The sequence below is a fragment of the Luminiphilus sp. nBUS_07 genome (assembly GCF_051201685.1).
GTDB lineage: Bacteria > Pseudomonadota > Gammaproteobacteria > Pseudomonadales > Halieaceae > Luminiphilus.
In genome coordinates, this window is sequence record NZ_CP179213.1 from 3,103,351 (window position 1) to 3,128,950 (window position 25,600).

A 25,600-nucleotide genomic window follows, 5' to 3' on the forward strand; every position below is an offset into this window, starting at 1 on the left:
AGGAATCCCTCAATACAACGTCAAGGCGCACCGATAAAAGGATCACAACGATTGACCTCAAGACCATGTAGCACTTTGGATATGTAGCGCTTTGGTAACGCGACTTTCTAGGGCATGCTGTAAGCCCTCTGCTAAACATCAAGTGCCCAAAATTATGACGCGAACGACCTACTTGCTGCTGCTGTTCACAACCCTGTTCACACCCGCTGTTTTCGCTGAAGTCTTTGACGTAGATACCTACTTACGCATGCACGACGCCTCGGAAATTAGCGTGAGTCCCGATGGGAAGTTTGTTGCCTATACGCTTTACGAGAGAGACTTAGAGCAGGATCTTGTCACCACTTCAGTCTGGATGATTCCAACCGCCGGAGGCCCAGCCATTCCCATGACCGCGGGTAATGGCAACTCGTACACACCAAAGTGGAGCCCTGATAACCGTTTTTTATCGATACTCTCTGATCGCGGAGATCAACCGAGCCAAGTTTGGATGTTGGACCGTCGCGGTGGCGATGCGCAACCTTTAACCGATCTCAAACAAGGGGTAAGCAGCTACGAGTGGTCTCCAACAGGAAAACAGCTATTACTCGAGGTGAAGGACCCGACTCCGGCCGACTTAGACGAGGAACCCCGACCCAACCCCCGCCCCTACGTGATCGACCGGCTTCAGTTCAAAGAAGATTATGTCGGTTACCTCGACCGTTACCGATATCACTTATACGTCATTGACGTTGCCACCCAGCAAACTCGACAACTCACGTTTGGTGACTTTGACGACAGCCAGCCTAGCTGGTCTCCCGATGGCAAACACATCGCGTTTGTCAGCAATCGCACCGAGCATCCAGACCGTAACCGCAATACCGAGCTCTGGCTTTTAGACACAACTACAGACCAATCAGAGCCTCGGCAACTGACCTTTAACTCCTTTCAGGACGCTAGCCCCACTTGGAGTCCCGATGGTAAACACCTCGCATATACCACCGCCGCCTCAAAGGACCTTCCCATTTATGCAATTCCACAACTTGCGATTCTGAACATTGACTCCGGCGAGTCGCAGTTGGTGGCGTCACTATCTGAAGTGCAAGTCTTCAACCCTGTGTTTTCGGCAAATGGCAGCGACCTTCTCACGATCACTGAGTTTCAAGGTCAACAACAGCTCGTGCGCATCGATTTCGATACCCATGAAATTGAAGTCGTGCTGGGCCAACAAGATGTTGTGAGCGATTTTGACGAGGCACCCGATGGCCAACTTTATGCGCTTATCAACCGACCCCGGTATCCCGGGGAGATCTTTACGGTAAACAAGAAGGGCTCTTGGGTTCAGCTCAGTTCAGTGCACCAAACGTTACTCGCTGACATTGAATTTGGGGCCGTCGAAAAGCACGAATTTGAGAGCGAGCCAGGGGTAGCCATTGAGGCTTTCTATCTGTTTCCCCCCGGCTATCAAAAAGAACATAGCTACCCTGCAGTGCTGCACATTCACGGCGGCCCACAGGCCCAGTGGGACTTTGGGTTCAATTACGAAGCGCAATTATTAGCCGCGCAGGGATACATTGTCGTGATGCCTAATCCACGGGGGTCGTTTGGCTATGGTCAGAAGTTTGCAAGCGCCATCAACAAAGACTGGGGGGGGCCTGATTTTACTGACGTCATGGCGGCAATGGACTTTGGCATCGACAAGGGTTGGATTGATTCAAAAGGCATGGCGGTTTACGGCTGGTCCTATGGCGGAATGTTGACGAATCATGTGATCACAAAAACAAATCGCTTTGCGGCGGCCATCACCGGCGCAAGCGCAACTTTGTACGTTTCAAATTATGGGCATGATCAATACCAGCGTTGGTGGGAGGAGGAGCTGGGCTTTCCCTGGCTTGCCGAAAACAAAGACGCCTGGGATCGCATTTCCCCGTTTTATGCCCTCGAGCAGGTAACGACTCCCACATTAGCCGTGGGCGGCGAAGACGATTGGAACGTGCCCATCATTAACAGCGAGCAGCTTTACATCGTCCTTAAACGCAGAGGGGTGCCCGCGCGACTGGTGGTTTACCCCAACGAGTATCACAGCCTGTCGGTGCCCTCTTATGAAAAACACCTTTACGAACAATATTTTAATTGGCTGGAAACTCACGTTCAGACCAGTCCCAAGCTATGAGCAAGTAGAGCAAACAATAGGAAGCGTATAGGGCAAAAAGCCCGAGGCGTGTATCAGCGAGAACGCGCATCGTGTTTAAAACCGGCTGAGCTTCAGCCGATTTTTCTCGACCACTGAGTCAGCTAAAGACCGCAGTCGCCAGAAACAAAAGAGACGCAGCCACAGCGCCTATAAGAGCATAAGGCAGCTGAGATATAGCGTGATCATAGGTTTTACAGCCAGCACCCTGAGCGCTAAGAATCGTTGAGTCCGAATAAAAGCAGGCATGGCTGCCAAAACAACTCGCCGATAACAGCGCCCCCACCATTAGGGGCGTGTTGACATCAAAAGCTTCTGCCAAGGGGAATACGACTGGCATGGCGATGGCGATAACACCCCAGTTCGACCCTGTGGTGTAGGCCACAGCCGATATAGAAATAAAGATAAGTACGGGGAGCAGGGTCGCTGTCATATAGGGCTTAATGCCGGCAATGACATAATCTGTCAGACCAATAGCATTGTTGGCCTCCACAAAAACAAACAGCGCTAAGAGCATCGTTAAAACCGGAATCATGGATTTTAGCCCTTCAACGCAAGTATCAAAGAGCGCCGTTAAGGGCATGATTCGAAGCACACCGTATTGGACGATGGTCACCATAATGCCAAGAATGACACCCCGTAACAGGTCTACCGAGGGCACCACGGTGAAAAACAATAAGGCCGCTATCGGCAGGAAAAACACACTCATCCTCGGGTTTTCTGAGGCCTCAACCGCCAAGGTCGTATCTTCGACAACGCCCAGGTCACCGGTTTCCTCTGCTCGAGCCTCGGCAGCCCTCATGGAACCCACCAGAGGTATCACACCCATAATGACCAAGGGCACGATAACCACCGCCAACAACGGGTAAAACATATAAGGAATAGATTCAACAAACAGCGCTATACCTTGGCCGGAATCTGCCACGCCATTTTTTTCCAACAGACTCGCAAAGTAGACGCCCCAGCTGGATATAGGGATCAAAAGGCACATGGGCGCCGCCGTGGAGTCCACCACATAGGCCAGCATCTCTCGGGAGGTCTTAAATCGATCGGTCACCGACTTCATCGTGGCACCCACCGTTAAGGAGTTTAGGTAGTCGTCTAAAAAAATAACGAGACCCAACAGCCAAGTAGCCAGCAGGCTACTTCGCTTGCTTTGTAGTTTGGGCGTTAACCACTCACCAAAGGCATAGGCGCCGCCGCCCTTAACCAATAACCCAATGAAACTACCGTACAGACCACAAACCAACATCACCCAGGCCGTCGACTCGTCGGCAAGGACCTCGGTCGTCACCGTCGCCAAGCGGTCGGCAAACTGCCAGCCGTCCATGATCAGAAACGCTACGATGGCCCCAAATATCACCGACTCCAGGGTACGGTGACTCCAAATGGCCAACACCAGCACCAGGGCTGTGGGTATTAAACTGACTGCTCCGTAATCCACCAATGCTCCTTAGTACTAGCGCCCGCGACTTCGGTGGGGCATTACCACTATAACAGGGGCAGTCGCACTTCTTTTGACCCAGCTCTTAACGTAGCGCGGTTATGTATTTAGAGGACACCCCTGCCTGAAACGTTAGACCACAGCCTACGCTGTACCGGCATTCACACTTCAGGGGATTTATTCATCGTCATAGTTTGCCAGTTGGTGTATTCCATCAAACCGTGCAATGAATTTTCACAGCCTAGTCCCGACTGTTTGTGACCGCCAAAAGCCTGAAAGGGTGAATACTGGTGGACTTCATTAAGCCAGACGGTGCCCGCTTCGAGTTGACTTCCTATGCGCTCAACGGCCTGCTGATCTTTACCCCACACCGAAGCCCCTAAACCGTAGATTGTGTCGTTGGCACGGGCAATGACATCTGCCTCATCAGACCACTTGAGTAACGGCAATATTGGGCCGAAGGGCTCCTCACAAACGATGCGCGAATCATCGGGAGGGTTATCAACCAGAGATACCGGCACAAACCACCCAGCTGCAGATTCGTCAATGTGGCCCCCAACAGCAAATTGATAACCCTGCGTGTGACAATCGGCAAAGTAGTCCTGAACTTTCCCATATTGCATAGAGTTTTGGATAGGACCCAAGTCAGTATCGGCTTCTGCACCATCACCCACCTTAATCTGTTGCGTGATGAAATCGACGAGTGCATCTTTCACGTCGTCGTAAACATCTTCGTGGATGTAGAGCCGCTTGGTGGAGTTGCAAAACTGTGCGTTGTTTTGGAAAGCCGCCCAGAACAGTTGGGGGGCTACGGTCTTGGCATCGACATCAGGCAGGACAATAGCAGGGTCATTGCCCCCCAACTCAAGCGTGACACGCTTGATAGTTTCTGCCGCCGACTTCATTACGTGCCGTCCCGTCTCGGTGGAACCGGTAAAAGCTATTTTGTTGATGTCCGGGTGAGTTGTCATCCAGATACCCAGATCATCGCCCCCACTTACGGCGTTCATAACACCCGGTGGAAAAGCCTCCTGAGCAAGCTCAACGAGCTTCAGATCACACAGGGGCGTGTAGGGCGAAGGCTTGAGGATCATGGTGCATCCAGCCATCAGCGCCGGTGCAATTTTCCAAATCGCCAGCAATATAGGGAAGTTCCACGGCACAATCGCCCCGACAACGCCCACTGGGGTAAATCGCGTTACGACACGGCGGTCATCACCATCTTCAACAACCTCATCGGGAAGCCGCTGGGACGCCACTGCCCGCAGCCAATCAACCGAACCAAACACTTCCCATTCTGCTCCTGCTTTAGGCTTACCCTGCTCCCGAGTAAGCAGTGACACAAATTCCTCAGCATGGGCCTCAATCAAACTGGCATAACGTTCAAGGGCCGCTTGTCTGCCCTCAGCCGGCGTTGCTGCCCAACCCTTAAGTGCCGCCCGCGCGAAGCCAACCGTTTGATCAAGCTGCTCCCGAGACGCATCCGGTACCTGAGCAAAAACAGCCCGGGTGGCGGGATTGTAAACAGGCTGGGTTTGTTCGGTGGTTACAGCATCGCCATTGATGCTCATCACAAAATTACTATCTACTTTCATTGCAGGGTCTCCACATTCATAGCCTAGTCAAGCGTCTTCAGTTCACGACGCATCACTTTGCCGGTACTGGTTTTCGGTAAATCATCGACAAATTGAACAGCCCGGGGCACCTTGTAGGCGGCCAGATGCTCGCGACAATAAGCAATCAGGTTATCTGCGCTGGGGGTGGCACCAACCTTGGGCACGATATAAGCCTTGGCCAACTCGCCTTTTTCTTCGTCAGGGATACTGCCCACTGCCACCAAAGCAACGTCGGGATGACCCGCCACCACCCGCTCAATCTCAGCGGGATAAACGTTATAGCCCGCGGTCAAAATCATGTCTTTTTTGCGATCGACTATGAAAATACAGCCATCTTCATCCATGGATGCGACATCGCCAGTATGCATCCATCCGTCCGGTTCAATCGTGTCCCGCGTGGCCTGATCGTTACCAAAGTAACCCTGCATAACGATACCGCCCTTGATCATTAACTCGCCGACCTCTCCCGCCAAAAGAGTCTTGCTGGCATCTTCGGTACTCGCAATTCTTGCTTCGGTATAGGGCAATGCCACACCGATGGAGCCGTGCTTCACGGGGCCATTTGCAGCGAAGGTACTGCCTAGCCCGCCCAACTCGGTCATGCCCCATAGCTCGATCAACGGGCAGCCAAATCGCTCTTCAACTTCTTCCATTTTGGGCTTGGGCATGGTCTGCCCGCCCACAGTGCAGCAACGCAAAGACGATAGGTCATAGTGGTCAAACTCAGGGTGGTTGAGAAGAAACATGAACATGGTAGGAACACCTTCAAACAGGGTGGCCCTATGCTCTTGAATACTTTTTAGGATCGTCTGCTCTTCAAAATTGGGGTGCAGCACCAAGGTCATGCCATTTTGAATAGCACCGCTCATGACAACATTGCCGTACACATGGGGACAAGGCAGCGCAGTGACTACGGTGTCGCTATCACTACGCTGGTGCATCAGGGCGGTCATGGCCACGTTCAAAACAATACTGTGGTGTGACAGGCAGGCACCCTTGGGATGACCGGTGGTACCCGAGGTGTATCCAATCGTTGATAGACTATCAGCCTCGATTTCGGGTATTTGAAAAGCGTCGCTACCCGCAGCCAACAGCTCATTGAAAGACAGCATGCCACCGGGCAACGCATCGTCGCCAAAGGCAATCAACTCCCTAACCTGAGAGTTTTCTTTGACGCTTTTCAGCGACAGCGCTTTTTCATAGGAAGCGATAACAATTGAAGCACCGCAATCATTGGCAACAAACTCCACCTCAGTGGGCGTGAGCATGACATTGATGGGGTTGATAACGGCCCCGGTTTTGAGCGCTCCGTAGTAACTCACCACCCACTCCCAACAGTTGCCGGAGTAGAGCGTGACCCGATCACCGGGTTGAATACCCAAGGTCATCAGGGCGTTAGCAAAACAATTGCTCAGCTTGTTCAGCTCATTGAAAGACAATGACCGGTCGGGTAACACCAGCGCGGTTTTATCACCAAATTTCTTGGCGGCTTCAGCAGGAATGTGGCCAATCGATGGAATCAAAATACCTACCCTCCGTAATAACCAACGCAAACACGCCCACTCGCGTTAGGACTTAAACGACAACCCAAGACGAGTTTGTGAAAACTCCCGGCCTTCATGCCAACACCTCGTCAACCGCTCTAATCGCAGCATCAATAGCCGATTGCACATAAGCGTGGGCCTCGGAATCCGAGTTTGCAATGCTGATGCGCCCAATAGGTGCCCGACCCAGTTCGTGAGGGGCCTCACCCTCGGGCCATACAGGATCATGCAATTCCATGTATTCATAGGCGTAGCCATGGGCCCAACGGTTCGCCGTAATCGCCTCGACGTCGGTTTCTGCGTTGAAGCCGGTTGCCCCAAACATGCCCTCTAGCTGACTCAGCGTAGCTGCCTCAATGTCTTCAAACGACATTGATAACAATTGGTGCCTGCCCAAGCGGTATAAATCTCGAGAAGATTGATCACCAGAAGCTGAAGGCGCCGCAGCATGAATCATCCACACCACAACAGGATCATCGAGCTTGGTGGGCGGTTGAAAATTACCCTGAGAGACGGGAGGCGCCGTGGCTACAAGGCTATAGAAGCTGCCGGGGCATTGATAACCCGATACCCCTGCCTTGCGGACTGCCGCGCCTGATCGCAATAAAACGTTGGTACAAATAAAGGGCACCTTTACCCCGTAAGCCAGGCTTTCCTTTTGCGCAGGGGGTAACTCAGGGCATAAATGCGGCACCATTCCGCCGTACCCGGCGAGTATGCAGTGCTTTGCTCGAACGGTTTGAGCCTTTCCAACAACCACATAAGAAGCGTCGACAAGACCGTCGTCTCGATTACGCACATTAACTGCGGTGCTATTAAGACGAAGCCGCACCGGCGCTCCTTCTCGGTCTAACTGTGTGTAGTCAAAGCTGCTGGTGACAATATTTTCCTCGGTATTACCCGCAGCCACCGCAGGAATTAAGTGCCGCACCAAAAGTCGGGCAACCGATGCATTGCCATCGGGGTATATCGGGTAACGATAGGCGTCAGGGTTTTCGTCTTCAGTATCTTGGGGCTCTGCATTCTCTGGGTCAGCATCTGAAGCCTCCAATGTCGGCGGCAGTAGAGCGGCGGCACCGGGAGCACCCGAATACAGGGCTTCATAAATGGAAACGCTCGCAACGCTCACACCAAATAACGCTTTTATCCACGGCTCTGTAATTTGAACGCCCCCCGGGGAGAGCCCTACGTGCTCTGATAAAAAGCTCTCGTAAGATGTGCTGTGCATAAACTGCTCGCGTTCTTGCGCGGACATTCCCGGCAAAAAATCCTGCTCACCGCTAATAAGATTGATCAGGCCTTGCTCATCGGACGGCGGCAGCTGCAGTGAGCGAATGGCCGATTTAAAATCTCCCGCGCCGGCCCAGGTGAGGCTCCATTGACCGTTCATTGCTCTATCGGTCCCGTAGACCGACGCATTCAAATACAATCCGTGTAAAGACATGGCATCGTGAATCACATAGTCGGGCTCAATACCCTGACGCAGAGAGGTAAAATCAACGCCAATTTCTTCTAGTAATGAACGCGCTGAATCACCCATAGCCGCTTGCTCTAGATTTAAGCTGCCCCCAACCCCCAACAGTGTTCTGCCATCAGCAGTGAATTCATTCCGCCTGGCATGGCCGCCAAAATCGTCATGATTGTCTAGCAACAGAATTTTCGCAGCTGCACCAAACCGCTTGCGAAAAAGATACGCTGCCGTCAGACCACTGATACCAGCCCCAACCACAACGAGGTCGTAAACGTCGTCGATCTCTTCGAAGTCAGTTGGGCGCTGGCCGCCTCTCGCCAGGGCATGGGCTACGTCATAAGATCCGGGGTGATTACCCCGCAGCCCCGTGAGGGCCGGTGGATAAACGCCTCCCGAAAGCGCCTCTTGTGTATTCTCACCAAAAACGTGGAGAGGAGAAAGTGCGGCGGCACCCCCCATCAACGCAACGCCGTCTAGGAAGTCACGTCGCGTAATCTTCAGTTTTTTATCTTTATTCATCGCCAAACTTCCTTAGACTTTCAGCCTTCGTCGATATTCCAGGCCTTGGTCTCGACAATAATTTTCTCGCGATACTTCACAGGCATATCCCAGGTACCCATCCAGCCTTTTGGCACCAGGAAACTATCCCCCACACCGAAGGTTTTCGGGCTTCCACCCTTTGAGGTGAGGATCACTTGTCCCTCGACAACGAAAACATATTCGTCGTAGGGAAACGGTGCCCCGACCTCCAAAAGCGCAGCCTCAGCCCCATACAACACTGAGACCAACTGCCCTTCATGCAATACTTTTTGCCCATGGGCATTGGTACCTGTAAGCACCACACCTTCAGGCCAAGGGGGAAGACTGTCCAACTCAGCTTGCTGCAGTGTATTAGCCAACAGCGGAAGCACTGCTGGTGCGTTAGGGTCTGCTTTTGAGGGGTTGGCGAATAGGGCCGCCAGCAGGCTGTCCGAGGCCTCCCACTGCTCGGTTTCAACGATGATCAGCTCTCTGAAGCGACTGGGCATTTCCCAGGTACCCGTCCATCCCTTGGGCACAAGAAATTGGTCGCCGGTTTGATACTCCTGGCGAACACCTTCGGTAGAGGTCAGCACGACACTCCCCTCAAGCACCAGCACATACTCATCATAGGTATAGGGTATTGCTACATCGATAGTCGCCGGCATTGCTTCGTACAGAGCAATCACAAACTCGCCCTCGTGCAGTATTTTTTGCCGGTGTTCGTTGGTGCCCGAGAGCACCATATCGTCGGGCCAGGGCGGAAGGCTCTCCAGTGCCATTTCTCGCAGAGACGCTGGGTTAAGGGACAGAATTTCAGTCTCTGCCCGCACGGCTCCAGACACCAGCCCTCCTGCAATGAGCCAACTCAAAAAAAACGCCCTGATGATGGGATTACGCATAGCTATCACTCCTCTGGGCAATTAGAAGTACAGATTAAACTCAGCGCGCATTAGGCGCTTGTAGCCCCAGTGCAGCTGCGCCCCCCAACCAAAGTTTGCACGCAAGGTGGCGTATTCTTCGTCGGTAATATTGTCGGCCGCAAGCGACAAGTCCCAACGCTCACTGCCTGCAAGATAGGTGACTCGGCCATTGAGCAGCCCGTAGGATTTCTCTTCTTCAAAGTTGTCGATGTCGTGAAAATACTCACCCGTGTAGTTGTACATCGCAAACCAGTTAAGACTGCCGCCCAAGAAAGAGTGATCAAAATTAGCGCCCACGGAAAAGGTGTTTTCTGGCGCATAGGCCAGCGTCTGACCGCTGAGCGGACCCGTAACAATTTCGGTATCCATATACGCGTAGTTAGCCATTAGCGTCAGGCCATCGGTGGGCGCATAGGTGAGCTCTGCCTCAAACCCTCTGGTTTCTGTGTTTCCAGCATCGCGAATTTGCTGACCGGTATCAAAACCAAAAATGGCCACCTGAAGTGACTCATAGTCGGTAAAGTAAAGTGAGCTGTTAAACTGCATGCGGCCCTCTAACAGCGTTGACTTCATGCCGAGTTCATAAGCAACGCTGGTTTCAGGATCAAATGGCACCAAGGTTTCGGCAACAAAGTCACCGTCAAGATCGGCTACCGAAGTGTTGAAACCCCCACCTTTATAACCCTGGGCAACACTGGCAAATACCATAGTGTCGTCGCTAATATTGTATTGCGCTACCAGTCGCGAAGTGAGCTCATCCCAATCTTCTTTATCGCACAGGGGACCATTGGTAGGTCCACCCATTTCGCCAAAATCGTCCTGTAGGGTATTGGTGCACCAGTCCTTTTCGTCCGAGTTCCAGCGTAGCCCCGCAATCAGTGCGAGGCGGTCTGTAGCCTGCCAGGTCACATCACCGTAAATCCCCAGAGATTCATTTTTTGCTCGACTCTCAATGCGCTGACTGCCGATGGGGAATCCCAGTGCGGTAGCCACGTAGTCGACCTCCCATCGCGTATTATCGAGATCCTCACTGTAATAACTCACGCCCGTGAACCAAGTGAGTGATTCAGAGCCGCCGTTCAAACGAAACTCCTGATAAAAGGTTTCAGCGTCTGCGCCCAAACCGACGGGAATATCCAAACCTCCGACCGCCCCGCCAAGTAGCGCCAGATCAACGGCCAAGTCATCTGCGGTGCCATCGACATCTTCAAAGTAATCGTTTTCCCCATTACGGGCATCGGTAATCGACACCAGCGTCAGGGTGTCGTTAATCGCCCAGGTTAAGCGCAGTCCCAAGCCATCGTCTTCATTTTGCTCAAAATTGGGCTGATTAATGGCAAATCTATCGGGATATTCCACCCCGGGCTCAGCGAGGTTAAAAGGGATATTAACGGCGCTGGTGTAATTGGTTTTTGCCTTGCCATAATTATATTTTATGAGTGCCTCGAGGTTATCAGTGACATCCCAGCGGGCCGAAATACGCACCACATCACTCTCGGTGTACATGTCGTCACCGCTATTTACTTCGGTCCACATGCCCTCCCACTCTTGATGCTGATAGGCAACACGAAGCGCAAATGAATCACTGAGCGCCCAGTTGCCAACCACCTCGTAGCGCTGCTGCCCCTCATCACCCAGTGCAGCACCAAGGCGCAGCTCATTCTCATCACCCGGCTTATTCGTGATTAAACTAATCGCACCTGCGGCGGCGTTGCGTCCAAACAGCGTGCCTTGTGGCCCCTTCACCACCTCAATACGGTTTATATCGAAAAAGTTAGACGAGGCAAAAATATTGCGCCCTACGTAGCTATCGTCAACAAATACGCCAACAGAGGGTTCTGAACCAATCGTCCAATCATTGCTGCCGATACCGCGGATTGCCCAGCTGTTGGTCGCCAAGCCATAATCGGCGCCCGTCAGGCCGGGCACCATGGGGATGACCTCGGTGATAGTATTGATACCCGTCTTTTCGAGCATTTCCTCGCTCACGGCACTGATCGCAATCGGGACATCTTGCAGACTCTGGTCACGCTTCTGCGCACTCACCAAAACTTCTTCGAGCTGCGCACTTACAGCGCTGGTGAAGGTAAGAGCCGCAATGGCAACGAAGACCTTGTTTCGAATGAATCCTGTCATCTCTTTTTCCTTAACTAAGCGGTAGTTGTTGTATTTTTTTAATTTTTCGAGAATCACAAAGCACTTCTCGTGACGAGTTTTTGAGGGATCACATCAGTCCACGCGCCGAAAAATCGGGACCATTACCAAGACCAAAAGGAGTAGCGGTATAAAGGCAAGACCAAAGGACAGTTCAATATCTGGGGCACCAATTACCCCGAAGATCAGCATTGCAAACGCCACGTGAAAACCTATGCCAAATAGGCCTAGTGACAATGCAGCAAACTTAGACGGCCAATCGCGGTCGACCATGGGCACCATCACGAGTAGAGCGAACAACGCATAAAGCCAAAAGCCCATGTAATCGAAAGAGGTATACAGCGAGAAGGGAATCGATACGTTCAGCAGTGGCAATAGCATGGCCGCCATCTCTGAGCCCGCCGCCCCTGATAAAGTCGCTTCCGCTAACAGCGGTATGGTCCAGACCGCCATAAACTTAGGAATGACAAAGGCCATAGTCGCCAGGGCAGTGGCACCGGCAGCCAGCAGGGCAGCGAGGGGGCTTTTATGGCGGACTCGCCAGGCGATAGCGAGAAATAACCCCGACAAGGTGAGCATTGCAACGATTTGATTGATCCACCCTGCAATGAACGAACTCCTATGAGCCGCCAGCCAATTTAACCGCTCATCCGGGGCCGCATCGTATCCACCGGGGACATCCAAAGGCAGTGCGACCGCTAAAACCCCCGTTGCAATACAAATAACGGCGCACCAAAAACCAAAGCGGTTAATCTGAATATCAAGGGCGGTATCGTTAGCAGTAAGGTTGCTCATTTAAGGGTTGTCCTATTTTTACGATTGAAAAATCGCCGAAAGCCTTGCACATGTCGACCGACAGGCTATAACCTGTCGTTTGACATGTAAAGTGGAAAATTACGTGATACAACAGATTAAGAAAAGAGCCTGCCTATGCCGATTGATATAAAACGTCGAGATTTCATAAACGGCGCTGTCATTGGAGCAGGCGGCCTATTACTGACCGGATGCGGCAAAGAAGTCGTAACTGAGATACCGGTTACGGCTGATGCCCCTGGGTTCTTTAGCCCCACAGATCCCTCTGCGTATTACCCGCCCACACTCACGGGTATGCGAGGAAGCCATGAAGGCTCTTTTGAGGTGGCCCACGAATTGGCTTGGCGGGGCAACAAACCTGCACGCTACGAAACATTGAATGAGCACTATGACCTGATCGTGGTCGGCGCAGGCATGAGCGGACTGGCAGCAGCACGCTACTACCAACAAAAGATGGGTACCGATGCACGCATCCTAATACTCGACAATCATGACGACTTTGGTGGTCACGCCAAGCGCAACGAGTTCCACCAAGATGGAAGAATGATGCTTAGCCTCGGTGGCGCGCAAAACATAGAAGCTCTGAGTAACTACAGCGACTCAGCCCGCGGATTGATGGAAGACATTGGCATTGATGGCGATTTCATCGAGTTCATGAACCGGCAAACATCGGACGATATGTTCCTCGCTGGCAAGATGCAGGCAGAAAATGGTATCGCCATGCCCGGAGCAAACGGCCATGTCACTGTTAGAGGGAATTGGCTAGCCGCTATGTTTGGTGGCAAAGGCCACGAGAAGTCTGTGCGCGCCTTACCCCTGCCCACGACAGAGCAAGACAAACTGGTCGACTTTTTTTCCGGGCAGCAAGACTTCCTAGATGACCTCTCCCTTACCGAGAAATGGGACTACATCAATACCACCAGCTACAACCGGTACTTGATGGATAAGGTCGGACTAGCCGAGTCCACTCTGCCAATTCTTAACGCCATAATTATCAACCTTACCGGCGTATCGGGATGGAACCTGACCGTACTGGAAGGCATGACCATGGGTGGCACCGGCATCAAATCAATGGGGTGGGTGGGCAAGGCCACGGCCAAGTTGGCGGAGCTGGCGCTCAACAGCCTACTCAGTGTCACAATGTTTCCCGACGGCAATGCTTCTGTCGCGCGCTTACTGGTACAAAAGCTGATTCCCGCAGTGGCCCCGGGCATGCAGGGCACGCCCGATGTGGCGATCGCGCGCTTTGATTACAGCGCTCTAGACCAAGAAAACTATGCCACAAGGCTGCGCCTCAATAGCACTGCGGTCGGGGTACGCGAAAACAATAAGAATCAAGTTGAGGTGGATTACGTGCAGCAGGGCAAGGCCCAGCGAGTCACCGCTGACCACTGCGTACTGGCCTGCTATAACGCGCTCATACCCCACTTGTGCCCGGAAATGCCCGAAGCCCAAAAAGCGGGACTGAGTTACGGGGTCAAAACCCCCTTCGTCTATGCCAATGTGCAACTAAAAGATGGTCAAGCCTACTCCAAACTGGGCGCCACCTTGTTTCAGTGCCCCTATGACCCCTTTCAGTGGGTGAGCACCTCACCTGCCGTCGCGGTGGGCGGCTATGAACCTCCCCGCAACCCAGATGACCCCATGGTCGTGTTCATGATGCATTCGCCCATGACCGGACCTGAACAACCTGCATCGTGTCGCGATCAACTACGTATGGCGCGGCACACCATCTATAGCACCCCCTTTGCCGACTACGAGGAGCAGATACGCCAACAATTACAATCCTTGTTGGGGAAACACGGCTTCAACCATGAGACCGATATCCAGGCGATTACGGTCAATCGAATCCCTCACGGCTACGCTTATGCGTACTTGGGCCTGTATGACCCCAAATGGGAGGACGGCCAGGCACCCCATGAGATTGGGCGTGCCCAGTTCGGCCGTATTTCTATTGCCAACACCGATTCCGAGGCAACTCCGCTAATGAACCTGGCCTTTGATGCTGCCTGGCGAGCGGTTGAGGAGCAGACTGCTTGAATCAACGATCTTGCCGGTACTAAAACGGCGGGCTTACATTGCTATCCAACCCGCTGAGGAGCGAGCTTATGGGAGTGAACACGAGGGTTTTCACGGGGCTACTGTTGACGGTAACGCTTTTCGGCCCATCGATTTCGGTTGCCCAGGACAGTGGTCGACCCGACAACCTGACCCTTGAATCCTTTCAATTCGGGCCTATCAACCGCTGGGCTTTCAGCCACATGCGGGAAGTGATTCCTACGGTAAATATCCCTCGTGACCCGACGCAATTTCTTACCCTTAAAAACAGTGAAGACGTCGTTAAGGATTTTTCCGTTGAATTTCAGGGGCGTCAGCAGGCGATTGATAACATCGCTGAGCAGCAGTACATCGATGGCCTGCTGATTCTCAAAGACGGTGACATAATGTTTGAGCAGTACTACGGCAGCCTCAAGCCCGAACTGCCGCACTTAATGAATTCTGTGTCCAAATCTGTGGTTGCACTGGTTGCGGGAAAACTCGCGGCACAGGGGGTCATTGACCTCGATAAGCCGGTGGCTCATTACGTCCCCGCCCTCGCCAAAAGCGGCTATGCTCCCGACTCGCTGCAAACTGTGCTCGACATGCGTGACGGGTCTGACTACACCGAAGATTATCCGGATTTCACCACCACGTTCAGACTTCAAGACTGCGCCATCGGCTGGACAGATGCCGATTACTGCCCAGAAGGCGGGCCGACCAGCCTTTATGCATTTCTTCCAATGATTGGACGGGATGAAGCAAAACTGGGCAAATTCAGCTACCGGTCGGGCTCGACGAACGTCATTGGCTGGGTGCTTGAAGCGGCAACAGGGCAACCGTTGGCAGAGCTCATTTCGCAGCATGTCTGGCAACCCATGGGGGCTGAGTTCGATGCCAACATTACGGTGGACGAGGGCGGCTTTGTTTTGGCCGATCATGGTATGAGCTCGACGCTGCGTGATCTCACTCGTTTTGGGCTACTGGTTTTGAACGACGGCAAGGCACTGGGCAAGGAGGTCATTCCTGCACCATTTATTCGGGACATATTGGCACAGCAAGGTGACCCCAACTGGCCCTACCCTGCGCCGGAAGGCTACACGCCGTCCTACCGATCATTTTGGTGGGGGGAGGGAAATTCAGGCGGGGACGTCAGTGGCTATGGCATTCACGGTCAATTTGTACGGGTGGTGCCCGAGGCCGATCTTGTAATTACCCTATATTCGACCTGGCCCCGAGCCGACGGCAATGGAGAATCCCACGGTTGGGGTGCTACGGCTGAGCTCATGGAGGCGTTAATCGCTAAATTTCGATGACTTCCGGGCCCATTTCTCGACCGTGCGTGCGGCGCTTCATGCCGCCTTCTTGCAGTTAAAGGGCAAACCTCAAATGAAAAGCCATGCGTGTTGAGGACAGCTCCCAAACAGCGCTGCAGCGAAACCCGATCAGCGGATCGATCCACACAGATATCAGTACAGCGGTAGGGCCTGACTAGACGTCGACATAACGCTCTTTTACGAGATTTAATATGGCCTGCTTGACTGCAGATCTGTCCTTCTCCCAACGTCGCCCCCGCCCCACAAAGAGTGACTCTCCCTCCACCAGAGTTAAGAGCATGAGGGATTCTGCGCGAGCATTAACGACACCCTTCGCTGCCATAAGAGTCTCTAACTTCGCCAAGAACGTGGCATAGACCTCTTCTAACAAATCGGATACCAGGGGCTCTACCTGCTCCATAGCCCACAGCTGAGTCCAAAGCCGGTCATTGAATAGCTGCTCTGATGTGCCAACCTGCTCATCGAGCATAAATTCAACCATACTCATAATAGAAGGAATTTCACTGGGTCCTCCCGGGGCACTGAATGCAGAAGTGATCTCAGCCTCAATGAAATTCACCAAGGCAGTTAGCAGTGCATCCCAGGTCCGAAAATGGTATTGCAGTGCACCCAACTTCAAACCACTCGCCCGGGCCAAGGCCCGCATGCTGAGGCTGCTGTAGCCCTCGTCGGCAATGAGTTTTATTGCTTCGCGCAAGATCTCTATTTTTCGATCGGCCTTCATATCAGGTTTCTATTATTTTGCTCTCGGCTTAATGGGCATGATCGCCACTGTGCGCCCGAGTATGCCTTACTCGCGGCCTGATATGCACCATGCCCCCCCACAAGCCCTAAATAGAAACGCTAGGTTGAGGCTTTAGGCAGCCAGTAAATACCTAGGAGAAAATCGATAGCCAGTTCCGCGGACGGTTTGAATGAGGTCACTGTATACAGGGTGGAAGTTCTTCAGAGTTTTGCGAAGACGGCGAATACTTACGTCAACAGTGCGCGCATCCACACAGGCGTTATTACCCCAAATCTGCTGGAGTATTTGTTTGCGTGCATGGGCCCGCTCGGGGTGCAGCATGAAAAATTTCAATAGGTTAAATTCCGTGGGCCCTAACATTAGAATCTGTGAGCCCAAGGTGACACGACGGTTATCAGGCTCCAGCAATCAATTGGTTGTTCAGTTATGTATACATTTTATGCAGAACGACTTGACCAGCTGGATTTGCGTGCCGCAACCAATACCAGCAGCCCGGCTAGTAACAGCAGCATCCACCACGATAGGGCAGGAACCGCTCGGCTGCCCGTTATAACACGCGTTGGCACCTGTGTACCGAACGTCACCACGTTGCTGGGTGGGCCGTCGCCGTTTTGGTTTACGCCAACCACGGTCACCTGGTACTCAGTGTTGGGCGACAGGCCGGTGAGTTGAAGCGTTAGCGTGTTGGCGCCGGCGACCTCTATGCGCACCGGTGCTACGCTTCCATCTGTTGGTACGTAGGTCACCCCATAGCCGGTGATCGGCTCATTAGGCGCCGGGTCTTTGGGCCGTGACCAGGACACGGTGACACCTGAGTCAGTAGCACCGGATATAAGCGTGTTAGGGGCCAGCGTCAGTTGGACGGCCCCGATAGTGCGAGTGCCGTTGCCGTCTACCCGGGGATTGCCGAAGATATCGCGCGTGATCACTGCTCCATCAATGGGGCTGAGCAACTCATTCGCGCCATTGGCGTCGGGTATGGCGTCAATCAGGACGCCAGGCATAACTGCGGTGCCCAGCAGTGGTGTAATCGGCGCCGTAAATCCGTTAGAGCCGAAGAGTTCATTGGGCAGCCCCGGTGGATCTGTGAGCAGTGCGGGTTGGCCAACTGTATGGCCTCGACAATCGAACCCGGGCCTTGACAGGTATTCGCGGTGACGTTGTAGGTTGCCGCAAGCGCAGTGTGCGTCTTTAGAAGGAGCAGGCCAAACAGCATCGCGCCGGTCAGCGGGAGACAACCGATAGTAGATATTTTCATGTTGTGTATCCTTCTAAACATTGAGCGGTTGGATGCCTTACGGAGTCATTGATCTGTGGCGGAGAAGGGGCAACAGACTACGGTGAAATAAAGCTAGTGCACATGACCCAAAATTATAGAAAATACAAATGTGGTGTCTAGGGGGTACTGACAAGTTAACTGTCCCAAATTGCTAGAATCGGCCCGTGAATACTTATAAACGACACAGATTACTTCATTAAAGTATTTATATTTTAGAGAGATAGATGTTCAAGCTATTAGTAATAAATTGTTTGGTGTTATTGGTGAGTTTTTCAACGACTGCTAATACGCAAACAACACTAGAACTGCAAATACAAACAGTGTTAGATGACATGTCGTTAGCAGGTATTAGTTGGGCAACCGTTGATGGTCAACAGAGTGAGATTGGCAGTGCTGGTTTTGCCAATTTAAAGCAACAATTACCGATGCAAAATACCGACAAAGTACATGTTGGGTCGGTGTCAAAATCTGTTTTGGCAATGGGTGTATTACGTCTAATCACAACCGGTGAGTTGTCTTTGCATACGCCCATCGCTAATTTATTACCAAAGCTCGCGTTCAACAATCCTTGGCGAGAAAATGCACCTATCACAGTCGAGCATTTATTAGCACACACAGCGGGTTTAGAAAATATTCGCATGTGGCAGATGCTTAGCGTTACACCCACACCGAATACGCCATTAATTGAGGCGTTCAAAAGTCGAAATACATTACTGAATATTCGCACCCAGCCTGGCAGTCAATATCTATATTCAAATATAGGTTACCAACTACTGGCAATGGTTATTGAGACGGTGACGAAACAAAGTTACGAAACCTATCTCGACCAAGCGTTACTAAAACCATTGGGAATGTTAGACAGTACTTTTCATTTTGTGAGCCAAGAAGGCGAAAACGCCGACCCTCGTTTAGCCATGGGCTATCATGAAAATGCTATGCCTCAACCAGCGGTAGCCATGTTCTTGAGAGCGCCAGGTCAATTCACAACCACCGCCGCTGATATGGTGAAATTTATGATGTTCACTATGGGAGAGGGCAAATTAAATAGTGAAGTATTTATTCATTCAGATTTATTCTCAGCGCTGTCATATCCTGAAAATACAGAAGCGGCAACGGTTGGACTAAAGGTAGGCCATGGTTTGGCGTTAGCGAATCGTGATAGACATGGCGTAATAGCTGAATGTCATCCAGGTTCTACTTTTGGTTTTAACGCAAATTTTTGTTTGTTCCCTAAGCAAAAGAAAGGTTTTTTCTTTGCCGTTAATACAGATAATGAATCTCGATATATTGAGCGCTTTAACAAGCTATTTATAAAAAGTTTATCGGTAACTTCTGCACCTGAGGCTCAACCAGAAATAAAGGCAGCTGCATTATCAAGCCCGTCACTTGCTAAAAGTGGTGTGTATTTTCTCGCCCCAAACAGCATGGCAGAATTTTCGCTCGTAGATCGTGTGTTCCATTTTGTCTGGGTATCACAAGCACAGTCTCAACTGACTTTACGCTCTTTACAAAGTGCCGATGTAACACTGCAAGCTGTGAGTCAGAATTTATACAAAGCCAATGAACGAGTCACTCCTTCACATGTATTTTTTCAAAATTCTCAACGCGACATGATGCTAAGCAGTGGTTATAAAACGTATCAGCAAGGCAGCATACTTGAACTTTTATTTTATTGGTCCAGTTTACTGTTTGGTTTAATAGGACTGGCTTACGTTTTATTTTCAGGATTTGTAAAGTGGATGTTTTGGCGTCAAAACGCGTTAACATTGAGCCCGATAGTGGCAAACTTAGTTCTTTTTGTTGTGCCAGCGGCATTATACTCGACACAAAGTTTTTTAATGTTTTCAGAAGTGACAGCTGCGTCGATATCACTGGCAATTTTATCGGGTTTACTACCATTTAGCTTACTTTGTACACTGTGGCTAAACTATAAATGCACAGCTAAAAACGTTTGGCAGCGAATTGACCGCGTATTCATTTTAATGGCACTACAGCTGTGTATTTTATTGCTCTTAGCAGGTCAATTTCCGGTTATATTCTGGCGATGAAGTCACACGATTAGAGCCACATTTTGCAATATTGAAAGGTCGCTGTTTTGAGCCAAATACCGCTTTTAATAGAGTATTTCCATGCTGCGCTATTGGTATAACCGCGATTTCAACGGCCGCTAAAAAGCCAAATAACCAGCGCCGTTGAAATTTGTCAGGCCGGGCCGGGCATCAGGAAACCCTAACCCCCAAAATCTAATGTCAGCAGCAAGCGCCTTGCGCCTCCGGTAAGGTTTGGTGAGCGGTGTACTAACCCACCATTCTCATTGCCAATCCATGCCTCACCTTTTAGCAAAGCAATGTCGCCCGATCTCATCGTACGAATGTCATCGGCTGATTTATAAAGCCCTAAGTCGGAGTCAGGCAGTCCGAGATAACCCATGCCTAGCTTGGTACGATCAACCCTTTCCTGCGGCAGCCACTCAGTCGCTCGACCTGAATAGGTAGTGACAAGTCGACAGGGCACCTTATCAACATGAAAGCGTGGACACATGGCCTCGTTAAGCGCGGTTAAACGCAAACCCGCGCGCTTTAAATCAAACAGAAAACAAAACATTTCCACGATTTCAGCAACATCTTCGGCTAAGGGACCTTGATAGTTTTTGGGCAGCACCTCACTAACACCCTCGTAGGCCTTAGCAGGTGTTGTCATTAGGCTCATCCCAAAGGCTGGAGCCAGATCTAATAGGTGTTCTACAGAACAACGCAGCGGCTCAGGGAGTTCCCGGTGCCAATTCGCGATGTTTACATCCTCTTCATAGATCGCCGATAGCACCGCTACATCATTACCCGCTACAGAACGCCGGGTTTTGATCGTTGGGCTGTCCTCTCCCAGTACCTTACGTGCCGCTACAGGCACCTGACTATTCACGACTGCTGCTCCCACTGGGGAAAAGGGTCGGTAAGGGTCGCCCAATACTGTTTGCCCCTAAGCAGCTCATCCTCAGCCAGTAAGCAGTCGTCTAGGGCCCGCCTAATTCCTTGTTCATCGAGATCCTGACCAATAAATACAAGCTCCTGACGCATATCGCCGAAGGGCTCAACCCAAACCTTATCGATACTCTCGAGATACTCCTCTTCAGTGGGCCAATTGGCGCGGGGAACCGCAGACCAAAACAACCCCCCAAACCCATACCGGGCAATACCCCCCGCTTGACTCCACTGGCCCGCGAACTCCGGGCGTGTAGCCAACCAGAAGTACCCCTTTGAGCGCAGCAACTTGCCATAGCGCTCCGTATCATGAAGAAAGTGATGGAATTTTTCCGGGTGAAACGGCCTTCGTGCAACATAGCTGAAACTACTAATGCCATATTCCTCAGTTTCAGGAACGTGCTCACCGCGCATTTCTTGCAGCCAGCCCGGCGCCTGCTGCGCGCGCTCAAAGTCGAAGCGTCCTGTGTTCAAGACCTCATCAACATCTACACCGCCATGGGCTATGGGTATTAGCTTTGCCCGAGTATTCAGGGTGCGCAAAATCGCCGTCAGGCGTTCGACCTCTGAGGGGATGGCCAAATCGGTTTTACTGATCAAAATGACATCGGCAAATTCCACCTGGTCAACGAGCAAATCGGCTACCGACCGCTCGTCGTCCTCGCCCAAAGACTCCCCCGCGTCTTGAAGAAATTTGGCTTCGTCATAGTCACGAAGAAAATTCATGGCGTCGACAACCGTCACCATCGTGTCAAGGTCGGCGACCTGAGACAGCGACACGCCGTCTTCATCAGCAAAGGTAAAGGTCTCAGCCACAGGCAAGGGTTCTGAAATACCCGTGGACTCGATAACCAAATAATCAAACCTGCCGTCTTTAGCGAGCTCAGTAACTTCTTCTAGGAGGTCTTCACGTAACGTGCAGCAAATGCAGCCGTTACTCATTTCAACCAACTTTTCTTCGCTACGGTTTAGCGACACCTCGTTTTTGACGACAGCGGCGTCGATGTTGATTTCACTCATATCATTGACGATGACAGCGACCTTTTTGCCCTGGCGGTTGTTCAAAATATGGCTAAGCACCGTGGTCTTTCCTGCCCCTAAAAACCCTGATAACACGGTAACGGGCAGCTTTGATTCAACTTGCATGGCTTATTACTCCACCCTTACGGGGCTTTACTCTTTTAGCAGCACCGCTTGAAGCAACGGTGCGAAACTTCTTTTTGATATGGTGTATCATATCATTTTCTGGCTGGCTTAGGTATCAAGTTTGCACCCCTATGCCTGCAGCTGAGGGACGAAAAGCGATGGGCTCGAAGGTCACAGCAGTCAATGTTATTGCCGGGTTCCTTGGTGCCGGAAAGACTTCCGCTATTTTGGGCCTGCTATCTCAGAAGCCAAAACACGAAACCTGGGCGATCATCGTTAACGAGTTTGGTGAAATTGGTATCGACGGCAGCTTGCTTCGGGCACAGACAAAAAACGAAGACGTCGTTGTTATTGAAGTTACAGGTGGGTGTATGTGCTGCTCTGCGGTGTTTTCAATGGATTTGGCCCTAAGCCAAATTCTGCACCTCGTCGCCCCCGACCGATTACTGATTGAACCCACGGGGCTGGGCCATCCTATTGAGATTCTGGAAACACTCAGCGCTGAAGCCCACAGAAATACCCTATCGATTCAACAAACCGTTGCCGTGGTTGACGCCCAAGTGTTGTCCTCGGGCACTAACGCTCAACACCCAAACTTTGATCAACACCTTACGATTGCCGATCTTATCGTGGCTAACAAATCAGATCTCTGCGCACCGGCTGACTATGACTTGTTACAAGATTACGTCCGCGAGACTTTGGGCAGCCGAGCAAAAATAATCGCGGCAACTTATGGCAACGTTGATATTGGTCAGCTTGAGGGCAACACAGACTGGAGGTCGATAGGCCCCCAAATCCACCAACCTGATCGCGAGGCCTCGCTACCCGAAGACCAGCCGCTTCCAGAATGTGGCTTTCTCCGAGCGGAGAATCAGGGTGAAGGTTTTGAAAGCACGGGGTGGCGCATTCGCCCTGAGATGATCTTTCGCTATGCCGCGTTATTTGCGTTCTTGCGTAGGCTGAACGTGGCTAGGATGAAGGCTATTTTCATCACTGAAAAAGGAGTTTTTGCCTACAACATGGTCGGTAGCGTACTTCAGGAGTTGCCCATTGACGACTGCATGGAGTCGAGAATCGAAATTATTGCTGAGTCTATCGATGCCAATTGGGAAGACCGCTTGCTGGGCTGCCTTATAAAGAATAACGCTTAACGTCCATCACGCGCCGCGTTCATAAACGGAAGGTAGAGGCCTCCCAAGGAGGCCCCTGCATCATTGAGTCTTTACGTTAATTATCAGCACAGCAACTACATACGAATCCTAAAACCCGCCTCGATCGTGCGACCCGCCCGGGGTGCCATCTGAGCGATAAAGGATGTATGCAGTCGTTGTTCCTCGTCGGTCAAGTTGAGTCCGTTTAAGAACAGATCGACATCTGTAGATCCAAATGCCAATGCGTAGGACAAATAGAGCCGCAAATCATCAAAACTCTCTGTGGGCAGCTCGTTAACAGCCACATCTGTCTGACTTGATACCGTGCGCCATGACGCTTCGGCCTGAAAAGGACCCTGCGTGAAATTACCCGTGAGGGTCCAGCGCTGCGGAGGAATTCTGGGTAAATTGCGATTCGCCCCTTCCTCTAAGCGTGCTTCAACCAAGTCAAAAGCAGCGCTGACGGTGAAGGCTCCTTCCGACCAAGACATTGCGGTCCAAGACGCCTCAGCTTCCATGCCACGAACCGTTGCATCATCTTGCGACCATTGCAGAACAGGCAATTCGTCATCCTCGAGACCCGTATTGGCTTCGTAAATGAAGTCGTTGAAGTCCGTCAGGAAAGCACCCAACGCCCAGCTCACGGAGCCCGACGAAAAGCGAAGATTTGCCGATACATTCTTGGCGGTTTCTTCATCCAATAAAGGGTCACCGATCTCAAAAGTCTGAGTCGCCAAATGCGGGCCGTTACTGTACAGCTCCTCGGCTATTGGCGCGCGATTAGAGTAATCAAGCTGGCCACTTAAGGTTAAGGAATCTGACAGGGGCACAATTAGGCCTAATGATGCAGAACCAAGATTAAAATCTCGTGCCCGACCCTCACTAGGGTCGTGCTCTACCTTTTCATAGCGAAGGCCCGTTTCAAGACTGACATCACCCAAGCTCTTTTGACCCACCCAAAATAAACCGAGCGATTGGGTATCGACTGGCGGGACGAATGCCTCTTCGCCAAGGGCTGAGAATTTACGGTTAGAAATTTGCAAACCTGCAGCACCTTCAAAGCCAAGCATTGCATAGTGGGTAGCTTCTAACCTTGCTTCCCAGGCTTCGGTTTTGAATTGAGTACCACCCTCTTCACCCTCAACCTCAGTGTGTTCATAATCGTTATAACCCATGCGCACATTCACATTACGAATGCCGGGGAAAGGAGCCTCTAAACCACCCTCAATGTCGATTCGAGTTTGGTTCAGATCAAGAATAGGGGGCATTTCTTCTTCGCCATGCCCCTCATGCTCGCCCTCATGCTCATCGTCATCATGTTCATCTTCGTCGTGTTCACCCTCGTGCTCGTCACCGTGCTCTTCGTCGTGATGATGCGAGTGACCGGGCAACCCATACTCACCCTCATACGTGGACACCGCGACGCCCAAAAAGCCGGTATCTCCAATGAAGGATAGACCAAAGCTGCCACCCTGAACTTGCATTTGGCTACCAGGAAGAGTGCCGAAAGCCTCCTCTTCACCTTCGTGCTCATCGTGGCCCTCGTCATGATCGTCGTCGTGGCCTTCATCGTCGTGGTGGTCGTCACCATGGGCTTCACTGGCCCGCTGCAACGAGGACTCGGCATAGCCGGGAATATCGTATTCGTCAGCATCACGGTAAAAGCCGTCGACGTGGAATGCGAAAGCACCTGCACCACCCTCAATACGACCCGCCCCTGCGCGCTGGCTAGCATTGTCGGACCCTCTGACCTCCAAGTCAGCCGACATAGCCTCAGGTATGCTATGGGGAATTCGACCCGTGTGAATGTCAACAACACCGCCGATAGCGCCGCTGCCGTAAAGCAAGGTGCTCGGTCCTTTCAATACTTCAATAGATTGAGCAGCAAATGGCTCAATTGTCGTAACGTGGTCGGGACTTGATATCGACACATCAAGGCTATCGATTCGGTCTTCCATGATTTTTACCCTAGGCCCACTCAAACCCCGAATAACGGGCCGGCCAACGGCGGGACCGAAACTGGCTGAATGGACACCCGGAATCACGCTGAGCGTATCGCCAAGTGAAGCAGCGAGGGCTTTATTGAGCTCATCGCCAGCCAATACTGTGACGGGTTGTGACAGGCCCTCAGCTGACAGCGGGTGTGAGCGAACAATAACTTCTTCGAGGGCGGCATCTGACTCGGTTTGGCTCAGCGCTTCACCAGCCACAACAAGTAGACCCAGACAGGACGCAAGTCCCGTCCAAACATTAAGTTTGGATTTCATTAGAGAGTT

18 protein-coding genes are annotated in these 25,600 nt (G+C 51.7%); 5 read left to right on the forward strand and 13 right to left on the reverse strand.

Going from position 1 to position 25,600, the window contains the following annotated elements:
- The first annotated feature begins 154 nt into the window (after positions 1-154).
- Entirely contained in the window at positions 155-2,149 is a 1,995-nt protein-coding gene (locus ACMAZB_RS13860) for a S9 family peptidase (RefSeq protein WP_435217986.1), read from the forward strand.
- A gap of 118 nt (positions 2,150-2,267) precedes the next feature.
- Here the strand turns inward: ACMAZB_RS13860 and ACMAZB_RS13865 are convergent, their stop codons facing one another.
- From ACMAZB_RS13865 to ACMAZB_RS13895, 7 genes are all read right to left on the reverse strand, one after another.
- Positions 2,268-3,611, reverse strand: a complete 1,344-nt coding sequence (locus ACMAZB_RS13865) for a Na+/H+ antiporter NhaC family protein (protein ID WP_435217988.1) — start codon at positions 3,609-3,611, stop codon at positions 2,268-2,270.
- Between the two features lie 161 nt (positions 3,612-3,772).
- Positions 3,773-5,206: an aldehyde dehydrogenase family protein gene (locus ACMAZB_RS13870; protein ID WP_435217990.1), complete on the reverse strand. Its 1,434-nt coding sequence runs from the start codon at positions 5,204-5,206 to the stop codon at positions 3,773-3,775.
- Positions 5,207-5,229: 23 nt separating this feature from the next.
- The gene (locus ACMAZB_RS13875; RefSeq protein WP_435217992.1) at positions 5,230-6,750 is read right to left on the reverse strand and encodes an AMP-binding protein; all 1,521 of its coding nucleotides are present in this window, start codon (positions 6,748-6,750) and stop codon (positions 5,230-5,232) included.
- Positions 6,751-6,844: 94 nt separating this feature from the next.
- Positions 6,845-8,761, reverse strand: a complete 1,917-nt coding sequence (locus tag ACMAZB_RS13880) for an NAD(P)-binding protein (RefSeq protein ID WP_435217994.1) — start codon at positions 8,759-8,761, stop codon at positions 6,845-6,847.
- 20 nt (positions 8,762-8,781) lie between these two features.
- A complete protein-coding gene (locus tag ACMAZB_RS13885; RefSeq protein WP_435217996.1) occupies positions 8,782-9,663 on the reverse strand; it encodes a cupin domain-containing protein in 882 nt (293 codons plus the stop codon).
- A gap of 21 nt (positions 9,664-9,684) precedes the next feature.
- Positions 9,685-11,820: a TonB-dependent receptor gene (locus ACMAZB_RS13890; protein WP_435217998.1), complete on the reverse strand. Its 2,136-nt coding sequence runs from the start codon at positions 11,818-11,820 to the stop codon at positions 9,685-9,687.
- Between the two features lie 93 nt (positions 11,821-11,913).
- Positions 11,914-12,633 carry a hypothetical protein gene (locus ACMAZB_RS13895; protein ID WP_435218000.1) on the reverse strand — a complete coding sequence of 240 codons (720 nt, stop codon included), beginning with the start codon at positions 12,631-12,633 and terminating at the stop codon, positions 11,914-11,916.
- Between the two features lie 135 nt (positions 12,634-12,768).
- Here ACMAZB_RS13895 and ACMAZB_RS13900 point away from each other — a divergent pair, with 135 nt between their 5' ends.
- Together ACMAZB_RS13900 and ACMAZB_RS13905 are read left to right on the forward strand one after the other, a co-directional pair.
- A complete protein-coding gene (locus ACMAZB_RS13900; protein ID WP_435218002.1) occupies positions 12,769-14,691 on the forward strand; it encodes an NAD(P)-binding protein in 1,923 nt (640 codons plus the stop codon).
- Between the two features lie 68 nt (positions 14,692-14,759).
- Positions 14,760-16,004 carry a serine hydrolase domain-containing protein gene (locus tag ACMAZB_RS13905; protein WP_435218004.1) on the forward strand — a complete coding sequence of 415 codons (1,245 nt, stop codon included), beginning with the start codon at positions 14,760-14,762 and terminating at the stop codon, positions 16,002-16,004.
- A gap of 175 nt (positions 16,005-16,179) precedes the next feature.
- Here the strand turns inward: ACMAZB_RS13905 and ACMAZB_RS13910 are convergent, their stop codons facing one another.
- The 3 genes from ACMAZB_RS13910 to ACMAZB_RS13920 all read right to left on the reverse strand — a co-directional run bounded on the left by ACMAZB_RS13910 (position 16,180) and on the right by ACMAZB_RS13920 (position 18,008).
- Complete coding sequence (locus ACMAZB_RS13910) at positions 16,180-16,749, reverse strand: TetR/AcrR family transcriptional regulator (protein WP_435218006.1); 570 nt, start codon at positions 16,747-16,749, stop codon at positions 16,180-16,182.
- Positions 16,750-16,881: 132 nt separating this feature from the next.
- Positions 16,882-17,130 (reverse strand): winged helix-turn-helix domain-containing protein, encoded by a 249-nt coding sequence (locus ACMAZB_RS13915; RefSeq protein ID WP_435218008.1) that lies wholly within the window; start codon positions 17,128-17,130, stop codon positions 16,882-16,884.
- A 77-nt stretch (positions 17,131-17,207) separates the two neighbouring features.
- Positions 17,208-18,008: a fibronectin type III domain-containing protein gene (locus tag ACMAZB_RS13920; RefSeq protein ID WP_435218010.1), complete on the reverse strand. Its 801-nt coding sequence runs from the start codon at positions 18,006-18,008 to the stop codon at positions 17,208-17,210.
- Between the two features lie 265 nt (positions 18,009-18,273).
- Between ACMAZB_RS13920 and ACMAZB_RS13925 the strand changes: the two genes are divergently transcribed.
- A complete protein-coding gene (locus ACMAZB_RS13925; RefSeq protein ID WP_435218012.1) occupies positions 18,274-20,097 on the forward strand; it encodes a serine hydrolase domain-containing protein in 1,824 nt (607 codons plus the stop codon).
- Positions 20,098-20,278: 181 nt separating this feature from the next.
- Here the strand turns inward: ACMAZB_RS13925 and ACMAZB_RS13930 are convergent, their stop codons facing one another.
- Both ACMAZB_RS13930 and zigA read right to left on the reverse strand, forming a co-directional pair.
- Positions 20,279-20,968 (reverse strand): DUF1826 domain-containing protein, encoded by a 690-nt coding sequence (locus tag ACMAZB_RS13930; protein WP_435218014.1) that lies wholly within the window; start codon positions 20,966-20,968, stop codon positions 20,279-20,281.
- Positions 20,965-22,173, reverse strand: coding sequence for a zinc metallochaperone GTPase ZigA (gene zigA, locus ACMAZB_RS13935; RefSeq protein ID WP_435218016.1), 1,209 nt, complete (start codon positions 22,171-22,173; stop codon positions 20,965-20,967). The genes ACMAZB_RS13930 and zigA overlap by 4 nt, the downstream gene beginning before the upstream one ends.
- Positions 22,174-22,304: 131 nt before the next feature.
- Between zigA and ACMAZB_RS13940 the strand changes: the two genes are divergently transcribed.
- Entirely contained in the window at positions 22,305-23,324 is a 1,020-nt protein-coding gene (locus tag ACMAZB_RS13940) for a CobW family GTP-binding protein (RefSeq protein WP_435218017.1), read from the forward strand.
- 95 nt (positions 23,325-23,419) lie between these two features.
- Here the strand turns inward: ACMAZB_RS13940 and ACMAZB_RS13945 are convergent, their stop codons facing one another.
- Positions 23,420-25,591, reverse strand: coding sequence for a TonB-dependent receptor (locus ACMAZB_RS13945; protein ID WP_435218019.1), 2,172 nt, complete (start codon positions 25,589-25,591; stop codon positions 23,420-23,422).
- Between the last annotated feature and the right edge of the window lie 9 nt (positions 25,592-25,600).

Coding starts and splice junctions, on each gene's coding strand:
- zigA (WP_435218016.1), bottom strand. CDS start 22,173: ATGCAAGTTGAATCAAAGCTGCCCGTTACCGTGTTATCAGGGTTTTTA.
- ACMAZB_RS13910 (WP_435218006.1), bottom strand. CDS start 16,749: ATGAAGGCCGATCGAAAAATAGAGATCTTGCGCGAAGCAATAAAACTC.
- ACMAZB_RS13905 (WP_435218004.1), top strand. CDS start 14,760: ATGGGAGTGAACACGAGGGTTTTCACGGGGCTACTGTTGACGGTAACG.
- ACMAZB_RS13890 (WP_435217998.1), bottom strand. CDS start 11,820: ATGACAGGATTCATTCGAAACAAGGTCTTCGTTGCCATTGCGGCTCTT.
- ACMAZB_RS13900 (WP_435218002.1), top strand. CDS start 12,769: ATGCCGATTGATATAAAACGTCGAGATTTCATAAACGGCGCTGTCATT.
- ACMAZB_RS13940 (WP_435218017.1), top strand. CDS start 22,305: ATGCCTGCAGCTGAGGGACGAAAAGCGATGGGCTCGAAGGTCACAGCA.
- ACMAZB_RS13885 (WP_435217996.1), bottom strand. CDS start 9,663: ATGCGTAATCCCATCATCAGGGCGTTTTTTTTGAGTTGGCTCATTGCA.
- ACMAZB_RS13870 (WP_435217990.1), bottom strand. CDS start 5,206: ATGAAAGTAGATAGTAATTTTGTGATGAGCATCAATGGCGATGCTGTA.
- ACMAZB_RS13915 (WP_435218008.1), bottom strand. CDS start 17,130: ATGTTAGGGCCCACGGAATTTAACCTATTGAAATTTTTCATGCTGCAC.
- ACMAZB_RS13880 (WP_435217994.1), bottom strand. CDS start 8,761: ATGAATAAAGATAAAAAACTGAAGATTACGCGACGTGACTTCCTAGAC.
- ACMAZB_RS13925 (WP_435218012.1), top strand. CDS start 18,274: ATGTTCAAGCTATTAGTAATAAATTGTTTGGTGTTATTGGTGAGTTTT.
- ACMAZB_RS13860 (WP_435217986.1), top strand. CDS start 155: ATGACGCGAACGACCTACTTGCTGCTGCTGTTCACAACCCTGTTCACA.
- ACMAZB_RS13895 (WP_435218000.1), bottom strand. CDS start 12,633: ATGAGCAACCTTACTGCTAACGATACCGCCCTTGATATTCAGATTAAC.
- ACMAZB_RS13945 (WP_435218019.1), bottom strand. CDS start 25,591: ATGAAATCCAAACTTAATGTTTGGACGGGACTTGCGTCCTGTCTGGGT.